Genomic DNA, 19,924 nt, shown 5'->3' with positions numbered 1-19,924 from the left:
CTGGTCAGGAGACACTGAGTTCTTTTGGTTTTCAAGCACTTATTGTGTCGCCACCCACAGGGTCGGTTCCCGAACAGGATAATTGCGATTGATCTCTTCCGACTTGCGGGTGGGGTCAAGCTGTTGCCAAATGGCTAGCATTTCGGCATCATCATAAGCTCTGGCCGCCAGTAACAAACCCGTCGTCTGGATGGGCAATTCATCAAAATGCTGCACATCGGGTGCTTTGATCCACGTTGATTTATCATTTATGTAAGGAAGCATAAAATCCCAGGCTTTGCGGATACTGCCGTTTGGACCTTCGTAATTCCACAGGTTGTCGTTAGGTGTAGAGGCCAATTCACAGAGCACTGCATACCCCTCCAAATTAAAAAGGGTATAATTATAAGGCTTGGTTCTTTCCATTTCTTCAGGAAAACTACCGTCTGGTGCCATCTGCGCAGCAAGGAGTTTTTTGAACTGCTGACGGGCTACTCCCTTCAAATCTTCCCGCCCCGTCAATTGAGCGAAAGCTGCTATTTGGGCAGCCCACCAGGTGCTGTGATTGTTGCCGTGGTCCTTTTCGTCGAGGCCGTAAGGGTGGGTATTCATCCAGGTAGCGTAAGCGGCAAACCATTCTTTCAGTCCGGTCAGTGGTTTTCCTTTTAAATACCCACGCTGGGCAAGGATTTCAATGGCCTTGGTGACCTCAATCAAATGGATCGTATCAATGATACCTATTCCGCGCCCCGTAACCTTGCCTTTGATGGCCTGGGCATACAGCAAATTGGGATTCATCAGCGTTGCCGGATCGAGAAAGAAAGCATTCAGGTGCTGTAGCGCATGAGCTGCATATTTTTCATCACCCGTAATTTCGTAGGCGGCTACCAACGCAGCTACCCAGCGGTTGAGGTTGCGCATGGACTGTCGGTGGGCAATAAAATTTTCCGGGTTAGTTTTCCCATCCCGACGAATATAGGGGCCTTCCGGGTCTTCTGGGTTGGGCCACCAGTAATCACCTTCGGAATAAAAATCGTGGATACCCCCAGCGCTGCGCGAGCAAGTAGCACTGGTGATGGGTACAGGCGCTTGCGCGAGATAGCTGTCCGCCGTAGCAATAATTTGTTCTTTGTTAAAATCAAGGCCAAGCTCTACTACCGAGGTAGAAGTATCCTTGACTGGTGCTAACTTTTCGTTGCAAGTTGTCAACAACAATACACTGAAGAGTGCGATGAGATAACTATTATTCATTCAAGGTCTTATTTTGCCATAGCACCAAATTTGCGTGATGATCGTCTTCTCCCTGAGGCAATTGGTGCCAAAAGTCAAGGTATTTCTCCTCCCCTGAGCTCCAATATGCAAAAACCAGATAATCATTCCGACTCACATGGAGGCTGGTTTCCAAGTGGGTGAGATAGGGCCAACTAGCAGGTGTTTCCAAATAGGGAAGGACAAATTCCAATGCTTTTTTCAAGTTGCCGTTTTTGCTTTCGTAAGTCCACAGGTTTTCTTCTGCCGTAGAAGCAAGTTGGCAAAATGTTGTCCAGCCCCGCAGGTTATAGCTGGTGTAGTGAAACGGCTTGGTACGTCCCAATTCATCTGGGAAACTACCATCAGCCGCCATCTGAAGATCAAGTTGCTTTTTGAATTGTTCGCGGCTGATTACCAAGAGGTCTTCCCGCTGAGCCACCAGTGCATAGGCTGCTACTTGCGCCCCCCACCAAGTGCTGTGGTTGTTATTGTTATCGCGCTCTTCTATCCCATAAGGATGAGTGGTGAGCCAATCACCATAGTCACTGAACCATTGCTGGATAGCGGTGTAATTCTCGCCGCCTAATTTTCCTGCGGCGACCAATAGTCGGATGCTCAAGGAAACATTAATCAAGCCTAGGGTATCGATGATACCAATGCCTCGTCCCGTGCTTATGCCGTGAATGGCTTGGCCGTACAGCAAATTGGGGTTCATACGAGTGACAGGGGCTACAAACCATGCTGTCAAATGGCGAATAGCCTGCTGTGCATACTTTTCATCCGCCGTGATTTGGTAAGCGGCGGTGAGGGTGGTCACCCATTCCACCATTTGCTTGAGGGCTTTTTTATGAGCACCGAAGTTATTGGGATTACGTTGGCCGTCTTTACGAATGTAAGGGCCATCTGGATTTTCAGGATCAGGCCACCAGTAGGAACCCTCTGAAAAGTAGTCATTTACTCCGCCTGCACTTCGCTCGGCTGGAAAAGCGGTGATGGTGATGGGAGCTTCATCCAGGTATTCATCGGCCTGAGCGACAATTGCCTTATCGTTGAAAGGCAGCTCTACTTCTTTTTCTTGGTTTGTACAGTTGGGCAAGCACAAGCCAATCATTAAAATTAGCAAACCGAAGGTCTTATTTTTGCGATGGTCCTTTCTATTGCGTAAGAACCAAGTTGAACTTTTGTACTGTTTTTTACTTCTGGCCATCACGCTGCGTTTTTCCAGATTGCTCCACTAAATGGCGGAAGCCTTCGGCATCTTTCACTCCGCTATTATCTCGTTCCCAAGCAGCGAGGAAACGGTAGCGAATTTCTTGTGGTGCTTTTTCGAAAATATAAACGTGACTCCATTCATCCTCGATCGAAACAGGCTGATAAACCTTTTCGGCCAAAACAGCCATACCCATATTTTCGTGGTGAAACGACTGTTCCCCCCAGTTCATCAAATAAGCGTAAGTATCCGTATTTCCGATAGTCAACTCAGGTAAATGCTTGACAAAACCAGTAGCAAAAAACATCCCTTCAGGCAAGGTTCCGTTTTTCAAATAAAGGTGTATTTCCGACCACGATACTCCAGCATCCAGGCTCCAGTCTTGGATAAGATCGAGGGTCTCCTCCCCTATTTTCAATCCGTCGAAAGTGGTCCGAATAAGCGAACGATCATCGCCATTCTCGATCACCTCGATGGTTTTCGCTGTACATTCCGAAAGGGTATACAACGAATCCTGGTGCCAAATAGCCGGACTGCCAAGGCCGAGGGAGTTTCCCACCTTGAGCACGTCCGAACCCCAATTCATGATATCGTGGTATTGCCAACTCACCGTATCCATCACAAGGTCGGTTACGGTTTTACCGTAAATATCAAAGCGATGACGGCTGTCGGCATAGTAGCGGTAAGCAATGAGGTCGTTTTCTAAAACGGGCCCCTCAAACATGATCCACTTGCTCTGGGTCGCCAGATTGGAGGGAACAACAATACGGGTTTGTGCCACGTAATCGCCAGTTACTTTGTCTTTATCCGCAGGATCAAAAGGAAAATCCTGGGTCAGAAGTAATGCCTGGGTCTTTTTGGTAGCAGCAGTTTCTGCTGTCTGATTCCCTTCCTCCGCAGGTGGAGGGGCGCAAGAAAACTGGGCCGCTATCAACAGCCATAACAGTAGTTTATTCTGTTTCATTGTCTTTCGTTTTAGCGGCGTTTTCTTTGGTAAAATCAATGACCAAATAACTGCCTTTGAAATCTTGATTCCGTGCTTCGATGATGGCTCGCCCAGACTCCTCTGGTGTCAATTCGATAGCTGCCCGTCCGTTCGCCATTTGTAGTACCTGACTGCGGGTGGGGGTTCCATAATGGCGAAGCAAAGTACCCGCACCATCGCAGGTGAAGTAGATTTCTTCTTCGTAATCGAGTACGCGAACACCGCTTTTATCGAGCATTACTGCCTCCACCAAAAAATTTCCATTGGGTAGTGTTTTTTTACTCAACTGGATATTATCGGCTTTGCCGGCTTGTTGGAAATCATAGGTAATAGTTAGCGTATCCGAAGTGCTGCTGCCATCGGGAGCAAAACCTACCGCGATGAGCGTATTTTCACCAGCCGTGAAACTCACATCCCAGTTCAGACCGCCAGCAGGGAGCTGCCCCAGAACGCGATTTTTACGCCCTAGTTTTTGGCCGTTATGAATTAATTCTACTGTTTCGCAATTACTATAGACCGAGATATTACGGGCTTTGCCTTCCGGGCCACGGCGATAGGTCCAGGTGTGCGATTCTATGTATACAAAAGGGGTTTTCCCCCAATAGCTTTTGTATACGTAATAGGCATCTTTGGGATTACCATCACGGTCTACCAAGCCTTTTTGATTGAGGTAAGGGATGGCATTTTGGGGTCGCAACGGGGTACCAAAATCTTTGAAAGCCCATTGGGCATTTCCCGCAAAATTGGGCTGGGTTTCGGTCACGCTGAGGTAGTAATCGAAAAGATCGACGATGTAATTTTCCGTCCAGTCTCCCTTTTTGGCCACATTTTCAACATTGACCTGATTGGCGACTTCCGCCCAGTCGTCGTCACTCAGTGCGCCTTCTCCGGTGATGGGGTTTTCTGTATGGCGGCCCACATGACTTGATCCACCGTACTCCATGTGGAGGAACTGCGCGTATTTTTTCTGATTTTGGGTCAGGGTGTTTTTGTAATTGGTATAAACACCAGCATACCAACCCGACCAGATGGATGGTGAAAAAACGTCTACCAAGTCAGCACCTGCATAGTATTTCCGCAAGGACGTCAGGCGATAAGGATCTGCCTTGTGGGCGAGGTTATTGAGTTTGGTAACGTAGGCATTCAGCCGCTCTTCATCGTCGCCATTTTCAAAATCTGGCAGCCAGTAAATTTCATTCCCCAAGGCCCAGAACATGATGCTGGGGTGATTATAGTTTTGCTGAATCTGCTCCAGGAGCAAGCGCTCGGTATTGGCTTGCCATTCGCTCTCCCCCATTCCTCCACGGCACCAAGGCAGCTCATCCCAGACAATCAAGCCCAACTCATTGCACGCGCGGTAGATTTCCGGGTCTTGAGGATAATGCCCAAGGCGAATAAAGTTGGCCCCCATCTCTTTGATCTGCGCGATGTCTTTGCGATGCTGCTCATTGGGCATTGCGGCGCCGTAGCCAGCGTGTTCTTCGTGCCGATGGGTGCCGCGCAAGAGCAATCTTTCGCCATTCAAATAAAAGGCTCCATGCTGCTCAAAATGGTACCAACGATAGCCTATGGTTGTTGTTTTTTCATCTAAAACACGGCCATTCCTCAATAATTGAACCGCCACCTGATAAAGGTTTGGGTGATCTGGTGACCAAAGTTGTGGTTGATCCACTACCGGCATCACCAATGCTTGCTTGTCATTGAGGCTTGTACCAGCAAAGGTTTTTTCTGCCACTACCTGCTTATCACTGGCGATAATTTTTGCGCTTACCTCGTAGTCTTTTGTAAGCATTACTCCCTCTGGCAAACTAACCTCTAAGATGGTCTCTGCTTTGGCTAGACTTACACTTGGCGTACTCACTTTTATATCCTGTAGCCGTATTTGCGGTACAATTTCCAACCACAAATCACGAGTGATTCCACCGAAGATGAAGAAATCAGCCTTCTGCGAAGGAATAACATTAGGGTTGTAACTATTATCTACCCGAATACTGATGGTATTCTTTTGGGCCCGGCGAACATAGGGTGTGATGTTTACCTCAAACCCAACGTAGCCTCCGACGTGGGTGCCCGCCAATGCGCCATTGACGTAAACCTCGGTGCTGATGTTAGCTCCTTCAAAATAAAGCAGGTATTCTGCCTGGTCATAGTCGCTGAGGAAAATTTCCTTTTGGTACCAGCCAGCATCCCGACGGTACCCTGGCTCAAAGTCTAAGGCATCCCACTGATTCCACGTGTGAGGCAAATCAATTGCTTGCCAATTCGTTTTATCTTTCAACTGATCAACGTCCTGGGTGTTGTCAGGGAGATACTGCCAATCCGCATTGATATTTTCCCGAATCCGTTCCTGTAATGGCTGCAGAAAGGCCCCAATGTTGCTGCTGGAAAGAATATAAAAAAGCCCTACTAGGCCCAGAAATAGAGATACCTTGTTTTTCATTGATCCGTTATTCTTGCTCAATTTGCTTTTGTGTTACCTACAAAATTATCGCTCCGACGCAGCGCTTCCAAGTAAAAATATTCGGCGTAAATGATCGGAGCATCCATCTCAAACTCTCCGGGGATACTCCCCACACTGTGCTTTAAAAAGAAAGGCGCCGTATTACTTTGGTATTCTTCTTTTTCTAAACTGTTCAGAATCTGGTTGGCCCAACCGAGATAGCGCGAAGCGTTTTCCTGGTCATAGGTACTCAACTCAAAAAGTCCAGAGGCAGCCACAGCAGCAGCCGAAACGTCTCTGGGCTCGTCGGGAATATTTGGCGCATCAAAATCCCAATAAGGGATAAGGTCTTCGGGTAGGTTCGGATGAGTGAAGATAAAGTCCGCTATCTTCTGAGCTTGTGCCAAAAATTCCGGTTGCTTGGTGTAGCGATAAGCTACGGTGTAGCCATAAAGTCCCCAAGCTTGCCCACGACTCCAGGCCGACTCGTGGCTGTAGCCTTGGTGGGTGTTTTTTTGTTCTACTTCTCCCGTAAGAGGATTGTAGGAAACTACGTGGTAGGAGCTGTTGTCGCCACGAAAGTGGTTTTTTAGTGTCGTTTCAGCATGCTGGGTAGCAATATGATAATAGCTCGAATCTCCCGTCAAGCGGGTAGCTTCGTAAAGCATCTCCAGGTTCATCATATTGTCGATAATGACCGGAAAAGCCCAAAGGTGTTCGTGGTGATCCCAAGAACGGAGCGCACCGACTGTAGCGTTGTATCGCGTACTGAGGGTGTTGGCTGCGGTTAGAAATACGTCTTTAAAATGCTCGTCACCTGTGATGCGATAAGCTTGCCCAAAGCTACAATAGAGCTTAAAGCCCAAATCATGCGTGGTGCTGTCGTACTTCTCTTTTTCTACAAAAGACTGCCAGTTCAGGGCAGCTTCCTTAATGACATCCTGCCGGCCTGCATCGTACAGTTGCCAGAGCACACCAGGAAAGAAACCACTGGTCCAGCTTTTGGAGCGGGTACCTTTCATTTTTCCGTTCTCAATGGTGCGTGGAATATGGACAGAATCCAGTGGTAATTGGGGAAGATAAGCCACCATTTTATCGGACAACTCCTGCAACCGGTCATTTTTCGCTACCTGTACGGATTCAGCTGCTGCAGACTCAGCTGTAGCCAATTGGCAGGCATTGACTAGCAAAAGGGCTAACGAAAAAAGAAATACTGGTACTATTTTCATGACAGATAGACTAAATTCAATACAAAAAATGAAGGCAGACCAAATGGTTATAAATGGTCTGCCTTCAAAAGGTACCCAATTATTTACTAACGATTACTCGTTTGAACATTTGTCCTTCTTCCGTACGTAAATATACGATGTACATGCCTTGCTTGAACATGCTACTGGGTGCCCAGTTGAATTGGTGCTCACCGCTCATCAAATTACCACTATGAAGGGAAGCAAGCTCACGTCCCATAAGGTCATAAATGGTCAGGTTCACCATCCCTGCCTGGGTAGTAGTGAAACTTAAAGTAGTGCTACTCGATACCGGATTAGGGCTAAGCTGTAGACCTAATGCAGGGTTGATATTCAAATCATCAACAGCGTTAATTAGATCATCACAAGTGTCTACTGCGCCAATGGGGCCACCATCTGTAGCTGCCGTTGCAGCATCAGAAGCAGGATCATAACATGGAGAAAATCCCGAAAAGTCAAACAGGTTACCTGAATCAAAAGGAGTGCCGGAAACTGCTACATCTTCCACGATGAAATCATACATATCCGTTGCTGTAGGATCCGCATAGAGGTCTACTACGTACTGTAGAATAGTAGCAGGAATGCTTTCCAATTCCAGGGTTTCTGAGAAATAAGCATCACTTACTTCAGCGCCCAAATGCTGAACGATAAGATCAGATAGGAAGCCAGGAGCAGATATGCTGTCGTTGGAAGCCCAGTAATTCGTCACATCTTCTGTCCAAAAAATGTTGTTCGATTTGATTTCCAGGCTGGTATTTTCGTATAAAGTATCAAGGGTGATTACTTTATGAAGATCACCATCCGGCTGTGTCTGCTCATCGGTATAAGCAGGGCTAGACCCTAACATGATAGGGTTCATAAATAAATTATCAGTGATCTTTGCTTCTAGTACTCGGCCTAGCTGGATATGACCATGGCGGCCAATGGTATTGAAGCTGGTGCAATTATCAATTTCAATGTAATTGTGAGGCTGGCTACCGCCTTGGCTACGGAAAAACCGATCCTGGATATTATAGACAATGACGTTACGCATTACCAAAGTGTCCATGAAAAAATCACGGGCATCAATTCCACGACCATTACCTTGTAGTACTCTCCGGTTGCCACCATTACGAAGAACAGTATTCTCTACAAACATTCTCACTCCATTGGCACGTAACTGTAGAAAACCTCCACGGTCTTTCTCAAGGATACAGTCTTGAACAACTACGCGAGAATTTTCGCCTTGAATACGCATTTTGCCCCAGTCATGCTGTTCTAGTGGCCCTGTTTGCCCAGCAATAATCCAAATATTACGGAAGGTAACATCACCACCAGCACGCATAATATCCTGGTATCCTCCATCTGCATTGGGCGTTCGGGTAATAACTGGTTTATTTTCTATGTCTTCTAAATCAACTGCTTCAATTTGAAGGGCCCATTCACCGGTATTTACAAGACGGTCATTACACAGGTAAACCCCGCCGTTCTGTAGTTTATAAATGGTATTATTATCGTTACGATCCCCGGTAACGGTGGTATCTCCCATAATAACCTCAAAAATATCAGCAGGTGCCAGGGGGTCCGTTGGAATGGTAACGACGGATTGTGCTTGCAGCCCGATTCCTCCACATACGAAGAGAACTAAGGCGATAAATTGGTAACATTTTTGCATAATAAAGTTTATTTAAAATGATTTGAATTTTATTGTAATTAGTTGTCGTGTTAAAACAGTGTTGATTCCTTTCACCGCTTTTGTGCTTGAATGCAGAAATGACGATCCTTGTCCCCATAGGGATACCAATGGCACAGCCACTTACCGCCTTACTTCAGCTTAGAGCTTGTTGGGAAATTTGCGAACTGGTTTTCAAGGATTTACGGTTCTGACGAAGAAGTCAAAATCGAACTTAGCGGGCTAAGTGAGGTTTTTAGTTCGAAGACAGGTTCGAAAATCCTTGAAAACCAGGAAGCATCAAGTTGCTTCCGTCAAATATTTCAACTATCTGGTTTTTACAAAATTAAATTTCTCAACAAGCTCTTGGCTACAAAAAATGTAGTTGGAGGAAATTAGTCTCCTAGTTATATCTTGTACTGTACTCCGATACTCCCTGTAAAACCATAGTTCTCAATGGTATTTAAGAAGGCTTCCGTTCGGGTAAAGCTGATATCTTGTTGGTTGGTTAAATTGTTCAGATTTAAAAACACGCTCCAATGGTCTCCGAAGCGTTGTTTGCAGGAGGCATCCCAGCGCCAGAAATCCGCCGTGAACGTATCAAAATCTTTATTGACCGAGTAGTTCTGTACTTTTTCGCCTTGGTAGGCGCCAGAAACACGCGCGGAAAAGCCTTTGACGTCATACCCAATGGATAAGCGCAGAATATGAGGTGACTGGCTAGGCATATTCACCGCTCGACTGGTATTGGTAAAGGTTGTTTCAAAAATCGGAGGTACAGGAACAATCAGCCGGGTCTCTGAAGTAAGGAAGAAGACTTCCGTTTCCGAATACAGTCTGGCATAGTTCGCATTGAGAACAATCCCTGAAAAAGGCTTGGGAAGAAACATCAAATTGGCCTGCAGCTCAAGTTCGTAACCATACACCCTCGATTCAGGAGAATTGATATAAGAACTTAGTTCATACCCCCGGTTATCAGGAAAACCAAAAGCATCGGCCGTCTCCTGGTCAAAGAGGTTGGTGGTCCAAGGATAGAATATATTGTCTACCTCTTTGTAGAATACGCCAGCGGAAAACAAGCCCCATCCTCCTTTATATGCTGCAAAAGAGAGATCGTAATTTGTTGCTTTCGCATAAGAAAGATCAGGATTACCAGTAGTGATCCGTGTTTGATTATCATCAATTTCTGTACGAGGTGTGACGTATAGAAAGTCGGGGCGTGCTAATGTCTGCGCAGAAGACCAACGTATATCCAACCAAGGAAGTGGCTCGTACTTAATGTGCAAATGTGGGAGTAGTTCGTCGTAAACCTGTTCACTGGTCGTTTTATTAAAGGTGCCATTGACACCGTACCACCCGTTAAGGGTAGAAACACCTCCGCTGTAGACATTATTAGAAGCTTCGTACCGAACTCCAGGAATGACGGTTATTTTCTTCCCTACATTTAACTTCATCATGATGTAACCGGCACTCACCTGTTCTTCTACAGAATAATTTTCCAAAAGTGCAGAACGATCAGTATTCAAAATCGAACGCTGCGCTTCGTACCAATCGCGAACCCGATCGGGGTCTAAATCAGCGCTTAGCCCGATGTTGCCACCCGTTTCATTTTCAAATTCTATATCGTTTTCCTCAGCGGTGAAACTCAGGATGCTGATCAATTGATTGTTGTCCGGCAAGAAAGTAATTGGCCCATCGTAGCGTGCTACAGCATCATTAACAATGCCTCCGCCGAGGTAATAAAAATCTTCTGCCTGACGAGTGAGGCTACGTGTACGGTCGATTGTTTTGTACTTACCACCTACTTGCAAATAACCCTGCAACCAATCGTTGATCCGTATTGGCAATTGGATATTTACCAAGGCAGTATTGGTTTTTTCGTTAGTACTGGATGCTTGAAAACTATTGCTACGCAGCAAAGACCTACTCAATTCAGGCTTAGCCGAAGAGAAGAAGGTACTGGGCTGACCATTAGGATCTACTGAAGCATCGAATACTTGACTATTGTTAACAAAACGCATAGAAAAATCGTAAGGCGTTTCTCCGCGTGTTTCAGAAGAAGAGACCGTCCAGTCGACCTTTAAAGGGCCAAGGATGTGCTCTCCTGTAAAAGAAAGGGAGTACAAATCCAGTTGATTATCAATACCGCGCCCCCAATACTCAATACCTGGCTCCGACGGCAGGAAGCGTTCCTCCATGACAAAGCGATCCCGCTCGGTACGACTATAGATCCCAAAGAAGGAAAAGTCGTGCTTTTCTAGATCATAATCTAAACTTATGCTGGTATTATAGCGGCGGCGAATCTCCTGCCTGTCTTCTAGTCGTAGGGAGTTGCCAAAGATACTTGTGATGCCTGTTTCTGCATCGGTAGGACCGCGTCGCCAGTTATTGGTTTGAATATCTCCACCGCGGTTGAAGCGTTCGACGCCGCCCTGGATAACAAATCCTAGTTGCTTTTTGGCAAGCAAGCGTTTGCTCATTTGTAAAACGCCTTTGTAGTCGCCATAGTCACTGTTCAGGAAATTGGCCCCTCCTAAAAGCTTGGCGGTCATTTTGAATTCTTCGGCTGCTTTGCGCAACTTCAAGTTGACGGTACCACCAATGGCTTCGGCATCCATATAAGGCAACGGAGCTTTGTATACTTCAATTCCATCAAGTAACTCTGGAGAGATCAACGACAGATCAACCGAACGATCTGTACTAGAGTTAGACGGCAAGCTCACTCCATTCAAGGTGATGGCAGCAAATTTAGGTTGCATCCCTCTGATGACAACTTTTTGACCTTCGCCACCGCTACGATCAATTCCGATACCCGGTAAGCGAGCAATAGCTTCGGCAGCATTGACATCTGGTAATTCCTGAATCCGATCAGCAGAAACAATATTTACCAAAGCATCAGAATTGAGCTGTTGGCTAATCGCCTGTGCCTGCCCCTGTGCCTGGGCGGTCACAATAACCTCTACTCCCTGAACGGCTTCCACTTCCAGGTCAACATCTACCGTATAAACCTCACCTGCTTTTAGTATTACGGGGATTCTTTCGGTCTGATAACTTATAAATGAGATCATCAACACTTGTTCACCTTCTGGCAGACCTACCAAAGTGAAGCGGCCATCGATATCCGTACTTGTCCCTAGGTTAGAATTTTCCAGAAAAATATTAACACCAGGTAATGGCGTCTTATCTTCTCCGTCTTTAATGACACCACTTATTGCTCCTGTCTGTGCACTAACTTGAATACTCAGCAACAAGAAGCCAATAAATATTCCAAAGATAATATCCTTTCCTACCTGCATTATTGATATTTTATTTTAATCAACCTAGGCCAAACCAAATAATCTGGCCATATCTTCAGACGCTAAAGTATCTCGGAATACAAAAACAAAAGTCTAAATAAGGGGGGACAAAAGTCTAAACGAGCACAACACCCTGTATATCAATATATTACCAAAACAATAATTGGTCTAGTTATTTGAAGTATTATTTATAATAATTGAACCGAAACTTTTCTTTTGGCAGAAAAGCAAAGACAACTCATTGTCATTCATTCGCCTCCATGTACTCAGAAGGGGTCTGATTAAATTCTTTCTGAAAGCATTTACTGAAGTAACGTGGGTCTCGGAAACCGACATGGTCAGCAACTTCTGTGACGCGAAACTTCCCCTGCTGCAAGAGCTGAGCAGCACGCTTGAGCCGGATGCTTTTCACAAAATTATTTGGCGTCTGATTGGTAAGTGCTTTAATTTTAATAAATAACAAAGGACGACTAACAGCCATTTCATGTGCAAAATTTTCTACCGAAAGTTGCGTGTTATTCATATTAACTTCTACAAATTGAAGTGCGCGATTTAAAAAATCCTCATCAGCCGAAGTGATCGTTACTTTCTTAGGATCAAGCGTGAGTACCCTGGCAAATTTATCTCTCGCTTCCTGCCGCGACTGGATGGTGTTGCGCACCCGCAAGACCAGCTCCTCAGGATGAAAAGGCTTGGTAATGTAATCATCGGCTCCTATCCTCAGGCCTTCAATTTTGAAGAGGGAGGCCGTACGAGCAGTAAGCAATATCACGGGAATATGACTGATTTCCAGGTCGGTTTTCAGCTTACCGCAAAAAGTAATCCCGTCCATTTCGGGCATCATCACATCACTGACAACGAGGTCGGGCAAATGCTTCTTGGCCATCGCTAAACCTTCCAGGCCATTCTCTGCGGTAACCAACCGGTACTGCTCCGCGAAGACCTGCTCAATATAGCTGCGTACTTCAGGATTATCTTCTACGATCAGCAACAGGGGAGCAGTAGGAGGAGGAGACGCTTGCTCTCCTTTGTTTGGGGGTGCCGCCAAGGTGGCAGGCAAAGTTAACATGGGTTCGTAATTCGCCGTTTCCTCCGGGTCCGAATAGTCCGTAAGGATTTCGGCATCTGTGAAATGGTTACGGCCTTTGAGGAGTTGTACCACAAACGTAGCCCCTTTTGCCTTTTCATCGTTGTTGTTACTGGTAGGGTCCAAGAAGATTTTCCCGTGATGGAGCTCTACCATCTGCTTGGAAATTGCCAGCCCAATTCCTGTACTTTTAATACTAGAATTAGCCAGGTTGGATTTTTCGTAAAATCGCTTAAAGATTTGCCCCTCCAACTCAGGGCTTACTCCTACACCATTGTCTTTTACCCTGACCTCCACATAATCTTCACTTTCGGTAATAAGCAAGGTGATTTCACCACCTGGTGGCGTAAATTTGAAGGCATTGGACAACAGGTTAAAAAACACTTTCTCCAGCTTATCTTGATCAAACCATAAATTGACAGCTGGTGTTTCTGTGACGAAAGTGTAGGTGATGTTCTTCAATTTAGCCGTTTCCTGAAAAGGTAAAAACAGCTCGCCGATAAAATTGACAAAATCACTGTGAACGATCTTCATCGTCTCGTGGTCGGTCACCAGTTTTCGGAAGTTCAATACCTGGTTCACTAAATTGAGTAAGCGCTGGGCGTTGCGTTCAATCAATGACAATTGCTGAAAAACGGGCTCCGGATGTTTCTCCCTCCTCAACAAGTCTTGTAGCGGCCCGAGGATAAGCGTCAGCGGCGTACGAAACTCGTGGGTGATATTGGTAAAGAAGCGCAACTTTATCTCCGTCAGTTCCTCCTGCTGCTCTTTGGCAATTTGCTCCAACTGCAACCTGTGCCGTAAACGAACAAACCTAACCAGACCAAAGGCCAGGCCACTAGCCAAAGCAAGGTAGATAAGGTAAGCCCACCAGCTGCGCCACGGTGGCGGTAGAACAATAATTTCCAAGGTGCGTTCCTCTGGATTCCAGATACCGTCGCTGTTGCCTCCTCGCAGGCGAAAGACGTAAGTGCCCTCTCGTTGAATGGTGTAAGAGGCTTCGGTTTCCCCCACACTGTATTTCCATTCCCGATCAAGCCCTTCCAGTTTATAGGCGTAGTGATTATTCTCTGGACTGAAATAATCAAGCGCAGAAAAGCCCAGGGTAAAGTTGGCTTCATTGTACTTAAAAGTGATGCTTTCGGTTTCATTGATACTTCGTTGTAAGCAGCTTCCTTCTTCCGCAATAACAACTGGTCTGTTATTTTTTTTCAACTGGGTAAATACGAGGGCTGGTATAAATTCATTGGCCAATATTTTTTCCGGATCAAACAAGGTAAAACCATCGATTCCTCCAAAAAGCAACTCCCCGGCGCGGGTTTTGTAATAGGCGTTGAAGTTATACTCCAGGTTCTCCAATCCATTGGAATAATTGTAATTGGTAAAAGTCCCTTGTTCGGGGCTATACCTCGACAGTCCATTATTGGTGCTTATCCATAACTCTTCATTAGCTGCTTCCAGAATACCAAAGATCGTGTTCCCTGGAAGGCCGTCACTCATGGTAAAGTGGTCGAGTTTTCCTGATTTGAGATTCAAACAATAAACGCCATTACTGATGGTTCCGATCCAGGCTCGTTGCTTACTGTCTTCCTGAAGGGTATAAATTCTCTCCTCGTCCAGAAAAACCTCAAATCGGGCAGGAAGCCCATCTTCTCCCAGGTATACCTTATTCACTCCTCTTTCGGTGCCGATCCAAAGCTGACCATCCTGGGTTTCGAGAAAAACCCTGGCAAGGTCTGAACTTAAGCTATTACTATCCAGATCATCATGCCGAAAATTGCAAAACTGGTCCTCCTTTAAATCCAATATATCAAGCCCACCTCCATAGGTCAGTATCCACAGATGGTGGCCCTTTCTTTTCAACCCGTAGACATTATCATGGGCCAGCGAGTTCTCTACCAGCGGATCGTGTTGGTAATGACGGAAAGTTTCGGTTTCTAAATCCAGTAGGTTAAGGCCCGCCTGAAAGGTGCCAATCCAGAGTTGGTTGCCATCTAGCAGTAGTTGTTTCACATTGTTCCCACTCAGGGCATTCCCTTGTTGCAGTTGCGCCGGGTATTGTTTAAATTGACCCGTGCTACGGTCGTAGAAATTCAGCCCGCCGCCTTCCGTGCCAATCCACAGATTCCCCTTAGGCGTTTCCGCAAAAGAGCTAACCACATCAGCCCCCAGGCCATCTCCGGAAGGGGCATAATGAAAATTGGTGAAGCGATTGTAGTTTTCGTCAAAATGATTGATTCCCCCATAGTAGGCTCCTACCCACAAGCTGCCCCGCTGATCAATAAAAAGGGAGCGGATAGAATTGTCGGACAAACCGTCATTACCTGTGGTAGCTTTCTTATAGCGGATGAATTCGTGCGACCCTTTTTTCAAAACATTGAGCCCATCGAAAGTGCCTACCCAAAGATCGCCATTGTTATCCAGGCACATTGCACGGATATTATTGTTACTCAATACATTGGCTGCATTTTTCTCATTACGGTAAACCGTCAAAGTATGGCTAGTCCGGTTCCAGTAAGCAACCCCGTCTTTGAGGGCTCCAAGCCAAAGGTTGCCCGCTTCATCTTCCTGGATACTTTTGATGTGGATATCCGTAGGCCAAGAAGATAAAGGCAAAAATAATCGTTGAAACTCGTAAGGCTCAGATTCGGCTGTTTCCGACAAATAGTACAGGCCGCTAGCTGTACCAAAAATCAACTGCCCCTGTGCATCTTCAAAAATAACTTCAATATCGTTGCTCCCTAACTGGGGTGAAGAATTATTGGTAAAATAGTACTGCTGAAAAGTTTTTTCTTTTTCGTTAAAAAGGTTTAACCCAACGGAAGTACCTACCCATATCCGGCCCTTACGATCACGGAAAACACTTCGAATTGCATCATCCGACAGCGTTGAAGTATCGTCTTCATTATGATAATAACTAGTAAACTTATCTGTAGAAGAATCATAGCAACTGAGCCCCGAAATAGTGCCCACCCACAACTTATGGTCTAGGGTATCGGCATACAAAGTCCGAATATCGTTGCCTGCCAAGCTGTTATCTGTAGTATCGTTGCGATAAATTTCGAATTGATAGCCATCGAATTTATTGAGGCCATCTCTGGTACCAAACCACATAAAGCCTGCCGCATCTTGGGCAATAGCAAATACGGAGGTTTGCGACAATCCTTCTTTCTTCGACAAATGCTGGAAGGATACCGTTTGTGTTTCGGACGTGCTGAAAAGGAAAAATAATACCCCAAATATTAACAATCGGTTTGTGTCCATCGCCTCACTGCTTTACCTCATCAAAGATAGGGTATTTGTAAAACATGAGTCACCCCCTTAAATTTCAAATAACCTGTCTACCTCTACAGTATCTATCCTATTGATCGCTGTTAATTTCAAAGTAAAAAACCTTTTTAGCCTTATCTTTAGCGCAACTTTCAACTTTCAAATTTTTAATACAGTGCATAAATTAAACTTTCTACTAAGCATTCTTCTTTTTGTCCCTCTTCTTGGGTTCACGCAAAGTGCCGAAGACGACTTCGAGGGCAGCAGTACCATCACTAGCTGGTATGGCGACGACTGTGGGATGGACAATGCCTATGGCAATCCATTTCAGGAAGGCATTAATACTTCGGCTACGGTTTTGCAGTACCAGGATAATGGTGGGCAATATGCCAATATTCGGTTCGAGATTGACGAGACCTTTGCCTTATCACAAAACGCAGCTTTTGCTTTAAAAATCTACGTTACGTCCAGCAGTATCACTGGTAATCAACCCAACCAGGTGTCACTTAAACTTCAGGATGGTGATTTACCAGAGCCGTGGTCTACACAGACGGAAATCATCAAACCCATTGTGCTGGATCAATGGCAGGTGGTGACCTTTGATTTTGCGAATGACCCTTTTCAGAACCTGAATGAGGGCTCGCCGCATCCTGTCACACGTACCGACTTCAACCGGGTCGTCTTGCAGGTAAACGGCGAAAACAACAACGATCTCGTTACAGCCTATATTGATGATTTTGTCTACGGCGTTGACACGGGAGAAGAGACCATCTACAACCAACTGGTATGGGCCGATGAGTTTGACGGCAGTGGCCCTGTTGACCCCACCAAGTGGCACCATCAAACGCAGCTACCTAATGGTGGCAGCTGGTTCAACAATGAGCGCCAACACTACACCAACCGAATAGACAATTCGTACGTGGAGGATGGGTTTTTGCACATTGTAGCCAAGCGAGAAAACTTTACCGACCAAGGCCATACCAAATCTTTCACCTCAGCGCGGCTCAACTCCAAATTTGCATTCACCTACGGGCGGGTAGAAGCAAGGGCTAAATTACCATTCGGCCAAGGCACCTGGCCTGCCATCTGGATGCTGGGCAAAAACGTGACAGAAACTGGCGGCTACTGGGCCAGTACCCACGGCACTACCGGCTGGCCAGCGTGTGGCGAAATTGACATCATGGAGCATTGGGGTTACAACCAGAATTTTGTACAAAGTGCCTTGCACACGCCTTCTTCATCTGGCGCTACAGAGAATCATGGAGGCACACTGGCAGAAGATGTTTCGAATACTTTCCACATCTACGCACTGGAATGGACACCAGAGGAGATGCGTTTCAGTATTGACGGGAGTGTGTACTACACCTATGCTCCGAACAACCAAAACCCGGCAACCTGGCCTTTTGATGCCGACCAATACCTGCTGCTCAATGTAGCCATACAAGGCGAAGTGGCTAGTAATTTCACCCAAAGCCCGATGGTGATTGATTACATCAGGGTTTACCAGGAAGGCACGAATGCAAGCTCTGAGACGGAAGAATTGCAGCAGATTCAAGTGTTTCCGAATCCGGTAGAAGGGCCATTAAACATTACTGTTCCTGCCACGCTGGTAAAGGCTCAGGTGAAGGTATACGCTGCCGCTGGGCAGGTACTCGTACAGGAATTCATACAGGATTCTACCTCGCTGACGCTCGACTGGTCGGGTTATCCGGCGGGGACTTACATCCTGGTCTTTGAAGCAGGGGGTGAGCGCGTTAGTTATAAGGTGGTGAAGATTTAAGGGGAGTTTTTTTGATATGATCCATCCCGAATTTTGATTGTCATCAAAATTCGGGATGGATCATATCAAGTCACTTCAACACCTCATCGCTCCCCAAATACGCTCTATCACCATGGGTGTACCAGTGGCGCTTGGCGGGAATGCGGAGGTTGCCCACTTGGGCTTCACCCTCTAGCAGGATGTACTCGCCGTCGTTGGCGGCTTCGTCGTGGTAGAAGCGGTAGCCGCTCAGGGCGTAGGTTTCCGGGTGGAAGTAGAAGTACCATATATCGCCGCCCACTTCTTCGGTATAGGTGACCTTCATTTCTAGCAGCTCTTGGCCGAAGAAGTCAACACGGTAAACCTTATCGTCGATGATGGTACCAGGGTCCCGCAGCTTCATAGGCAGGCCCCAGAGGTAGGTGTAGTAGTTGCTATAAACAGCGCCGGCTTCGCAACTTAATCGGTGCTGGCGAATTTCTTCGGGAGTAAACCCATCGGTTCGGCCATTAAGGCTAAAGGTGCAACCTTCTGCATTGTATGCTCGATAGATTTCGTCTCTCCCTCGTAGCTGTGCGAGGGTAAACATTTCGTGTCCTTCATCCATCGTCACTTCCGAGCGACGGTAGCTACCACCGGGGCGCGACTCGTAAAGTTTAATGCTAACAGGCAGCACGCCCCACTGCGCCTGAGGATCATGGTAAGCAATGGTTTTTTCCAGCAATTGGGTACCGCTAAGGAAGGTGACGCTCTCCTTGTTCCACTCACGAAGGGTTTGGGTATTCATGCGCACGTAGTGCGGGTTGGGAGCCGCCTCGGCCAGCTCCAGCGAACGTGCCATGATCTTATTGGCGGCGGAATAGTTGCCCAATTTATGCTCAATAATGGCATGGTAGCGCATCACCCCAAACTGGTCGCCATCGAGGCTCTGCCGGCGATCCATCCATTCTTTAGCCTGTTCCAGATCCAGGTTATTATCTAAATAGTAGCGTGCAGCACGGTAATAGTCGGGGCCGGTGGTCTTTGCTCCAAAAGATTGGCTAATTAGTTTTTCAACCTGATCATGGGTCGCCAAAGTCACTGGAATTTCCAGACGGGTGTTCTCCCACTCCAGCACAAGGTCAGCGCTCGCATGCGTGATGTTCATCCAGCGAAACTCCATGCTTTCTACTCGTTCGGAGAGGGCTTTTGTGGGTAGGTCTACCCGTAGGGCATCTTTGGAAGGGTCGTAACCGCGAGCACCCCAAAGGCTCGTATCTTTACTCAGGATCAACGTCCACTCGGCATCTTCCCGTGGAATCGTATAAAGTGCATAGGTACCTGCCGAAACCAGCTCGTCTTTAATGCTTATCTCCCGATCGAAACGGAATCGAGTCGCTTCGTTAGCACCTGTACGCCAAACTTCTCCATAGGGGATCAACTCTCCAAAGATCGTTCTCCCCTTCACGCCAGGGCGGTGATAATCCAAGGTAAAGTTAGTCAAACCAACCTGCGTTTCTACACGTGCCGGCGCACTGGCTGGCGGCAAAGTAAACTGAGCACTGAGCGCCATTGGAAACAACAACAGGCACAGGCTGTACCACTTTAGTAGTCCAGAGAATGAATAAGATGTTCTAAGTTTCATAGCAATTGGGGGTTGAAGGGTAACGGCAATCCTGCTAATATACGCAAGTATTGTGCAAAAAGAGGACACTGTATATCGTAAAAATGTCAGATAGAATGACTGCACAGTAGCTCAAATTGCCCTAT

The 19,924-nt window shown here is 46.5% G+C and carries 10 protein-coding genes; 1 reads left to right on the top strand and 9 read right to left on the bottom strand.

What is annotated here, in order from left to right; genetic code table 11:
- Positions 1-39: 39 nt before the first annotated feature.
- The 8 genes from ACRBG0_RS01810 to ACRBG0_RS01775 form a co-directional block, all read right to left on the bottom strand.
- Complete coding sequence (locus ACRBG0_RS01810; protein WP_431485220.1) at positions 40-1,230, bottom strand: alginate lyase family protein; 1,191 nt, start codon at positions 1,228-1,230, stop codon at positions 40-42.
- A complete protein-coding gene (locus ACRBG0_RS01805; RefSeq protein WP_431485219.1) occupies positions 1,223-2,437 on the bottom strand; it encodes an alginate lyase family protein in 1,215 nt (404 codons plus the stop codon). Before ACRBG0_RS01805 ends, ACRBG0_RS01810 begins: the two co-directional genes overlap by 8 nt.
- Positions 2,424-3,404: a DUF4861 family protein gene (locus tag ACRBG0_RS01800; RefSeq protein ID WP_431485218.1), complete on the bottom strand. Its 981-nt coding sequence runs from the start codon at positions 3,402-3,404 to the stop codon at positions 2,424-2,426. The genes ACRBG0_RS01805 and ACRBG0_RS01800 overlap by 14 nt, the downstream gene beginning before the upstream one ends.
- Positions 3,391-5,865 (bottom strand): glycoside hydrolase family 2 protein, encoded by a 2,475-nt coding sequence (locus tag ACRBG0_RS01795; protein ID WP_431485217.1) that lies wholly within the window; start codon positions 5,863-5,865, stop codon positions 3,391-3,393. Before ACRBG0_RS01795 ends, ACRBG0_RS01800 begins: the two co-directional genes overlap by 14 nt.
- A gap of 17 nt (positions 5,866-5,882) precedes the next feature.
- Positions 5,883-7,094: a glycoside hydrolase family 88 protein gene (locus tag ACRBG0_RS01790; RefSeq protein WP_431485216.1), complete on the bottom strand. Its 1,212-nt coding sequence runs from the start codon at positions 7,092-7,094 to the stop codon at positions 5,883-5,885.
- 79 nt (positions 7,095-7,173) lie between these two features.
- The gene (locus ACRBG0_RS01785; protein ID WP_431485215.1) at positions 7,174-8,766 is read right to left on the bottom strand and encodes a T9SS type A sorting domain-containing protein; all 1,593 of its coding nucleotides are present in this window, start codon (positions 8,764-8,766) and stop codon (positions 7,174-7,176) included.
- Between the two features lie 404 nt (positions 8,767-9,170).
- A complete protein-coding gene (locus ACRBG0_RS01780; protein ID WP_431485214.1) occupies positions 9,171-12,059 on the bottom strand; it encodes a TonB-dependent receptor in 2,889 nt (962 codons plus the stop codon).
- Positions 12,060-12,303: 244 nt separating this feature from the next.
- Positions 12,304-16,410, bottom strand: coding sequence for a two-component regulator propeller domain-containing protein (locus ACRBG0_RS01775; protein ID WP_431485213.1), 4,107 nt, complete (start codon positions 16,408-16,410; stop codon positions 12,304-12,306).
- A 181-nt stretch (positions 16,411-16,591) separates the two neighbouring features.
- Between ACRBG0_RS01775 and ACRBG0_RS01770 the strand changes: the two genes are divergently transcribed.
- Positions 16,592-18,196: a family 16 glycosylhydrolase gene (locus tag ACRBG0_RS01770; RefSeq protein WP_431485212.1), complete on the top strand. Its 1,605-nt coding sequence runs from the start codon at positions 16,592-16,594 to the stop codon at positions 18,194-18,196.
- A 70-nt stretch (positions 18,197-18,266) separates the two neighbouring features.
- Here the strand turns inward: ACRBG0_RS01770 and ACRBG0_RS01765 are convergent, their stop codons facing one another.
- Complete coding sequence (locus ACRBG0_RS01765) at positions 18,267-19,799, bottom strand: DUF6503 family protein (RefSeq protein ID WP_431485211.1); 1,533 nt, start codon at positions 19,797-19,799, stop codon at positions 18,267-18,269.
- Positions 19,800-19,924: the final 125 nt, after the last annotated feature.

This window comes from Lewinella sp., assembly GCF_050633125.1.
GTDB lineage: Bacteria > Bacteroidota > Bacteroidia > Chitinophagales > Saprospiraceae > Lewinella.
This window is presented reverse-complemented; position numbering and strand designations above follow the sequence as displayed.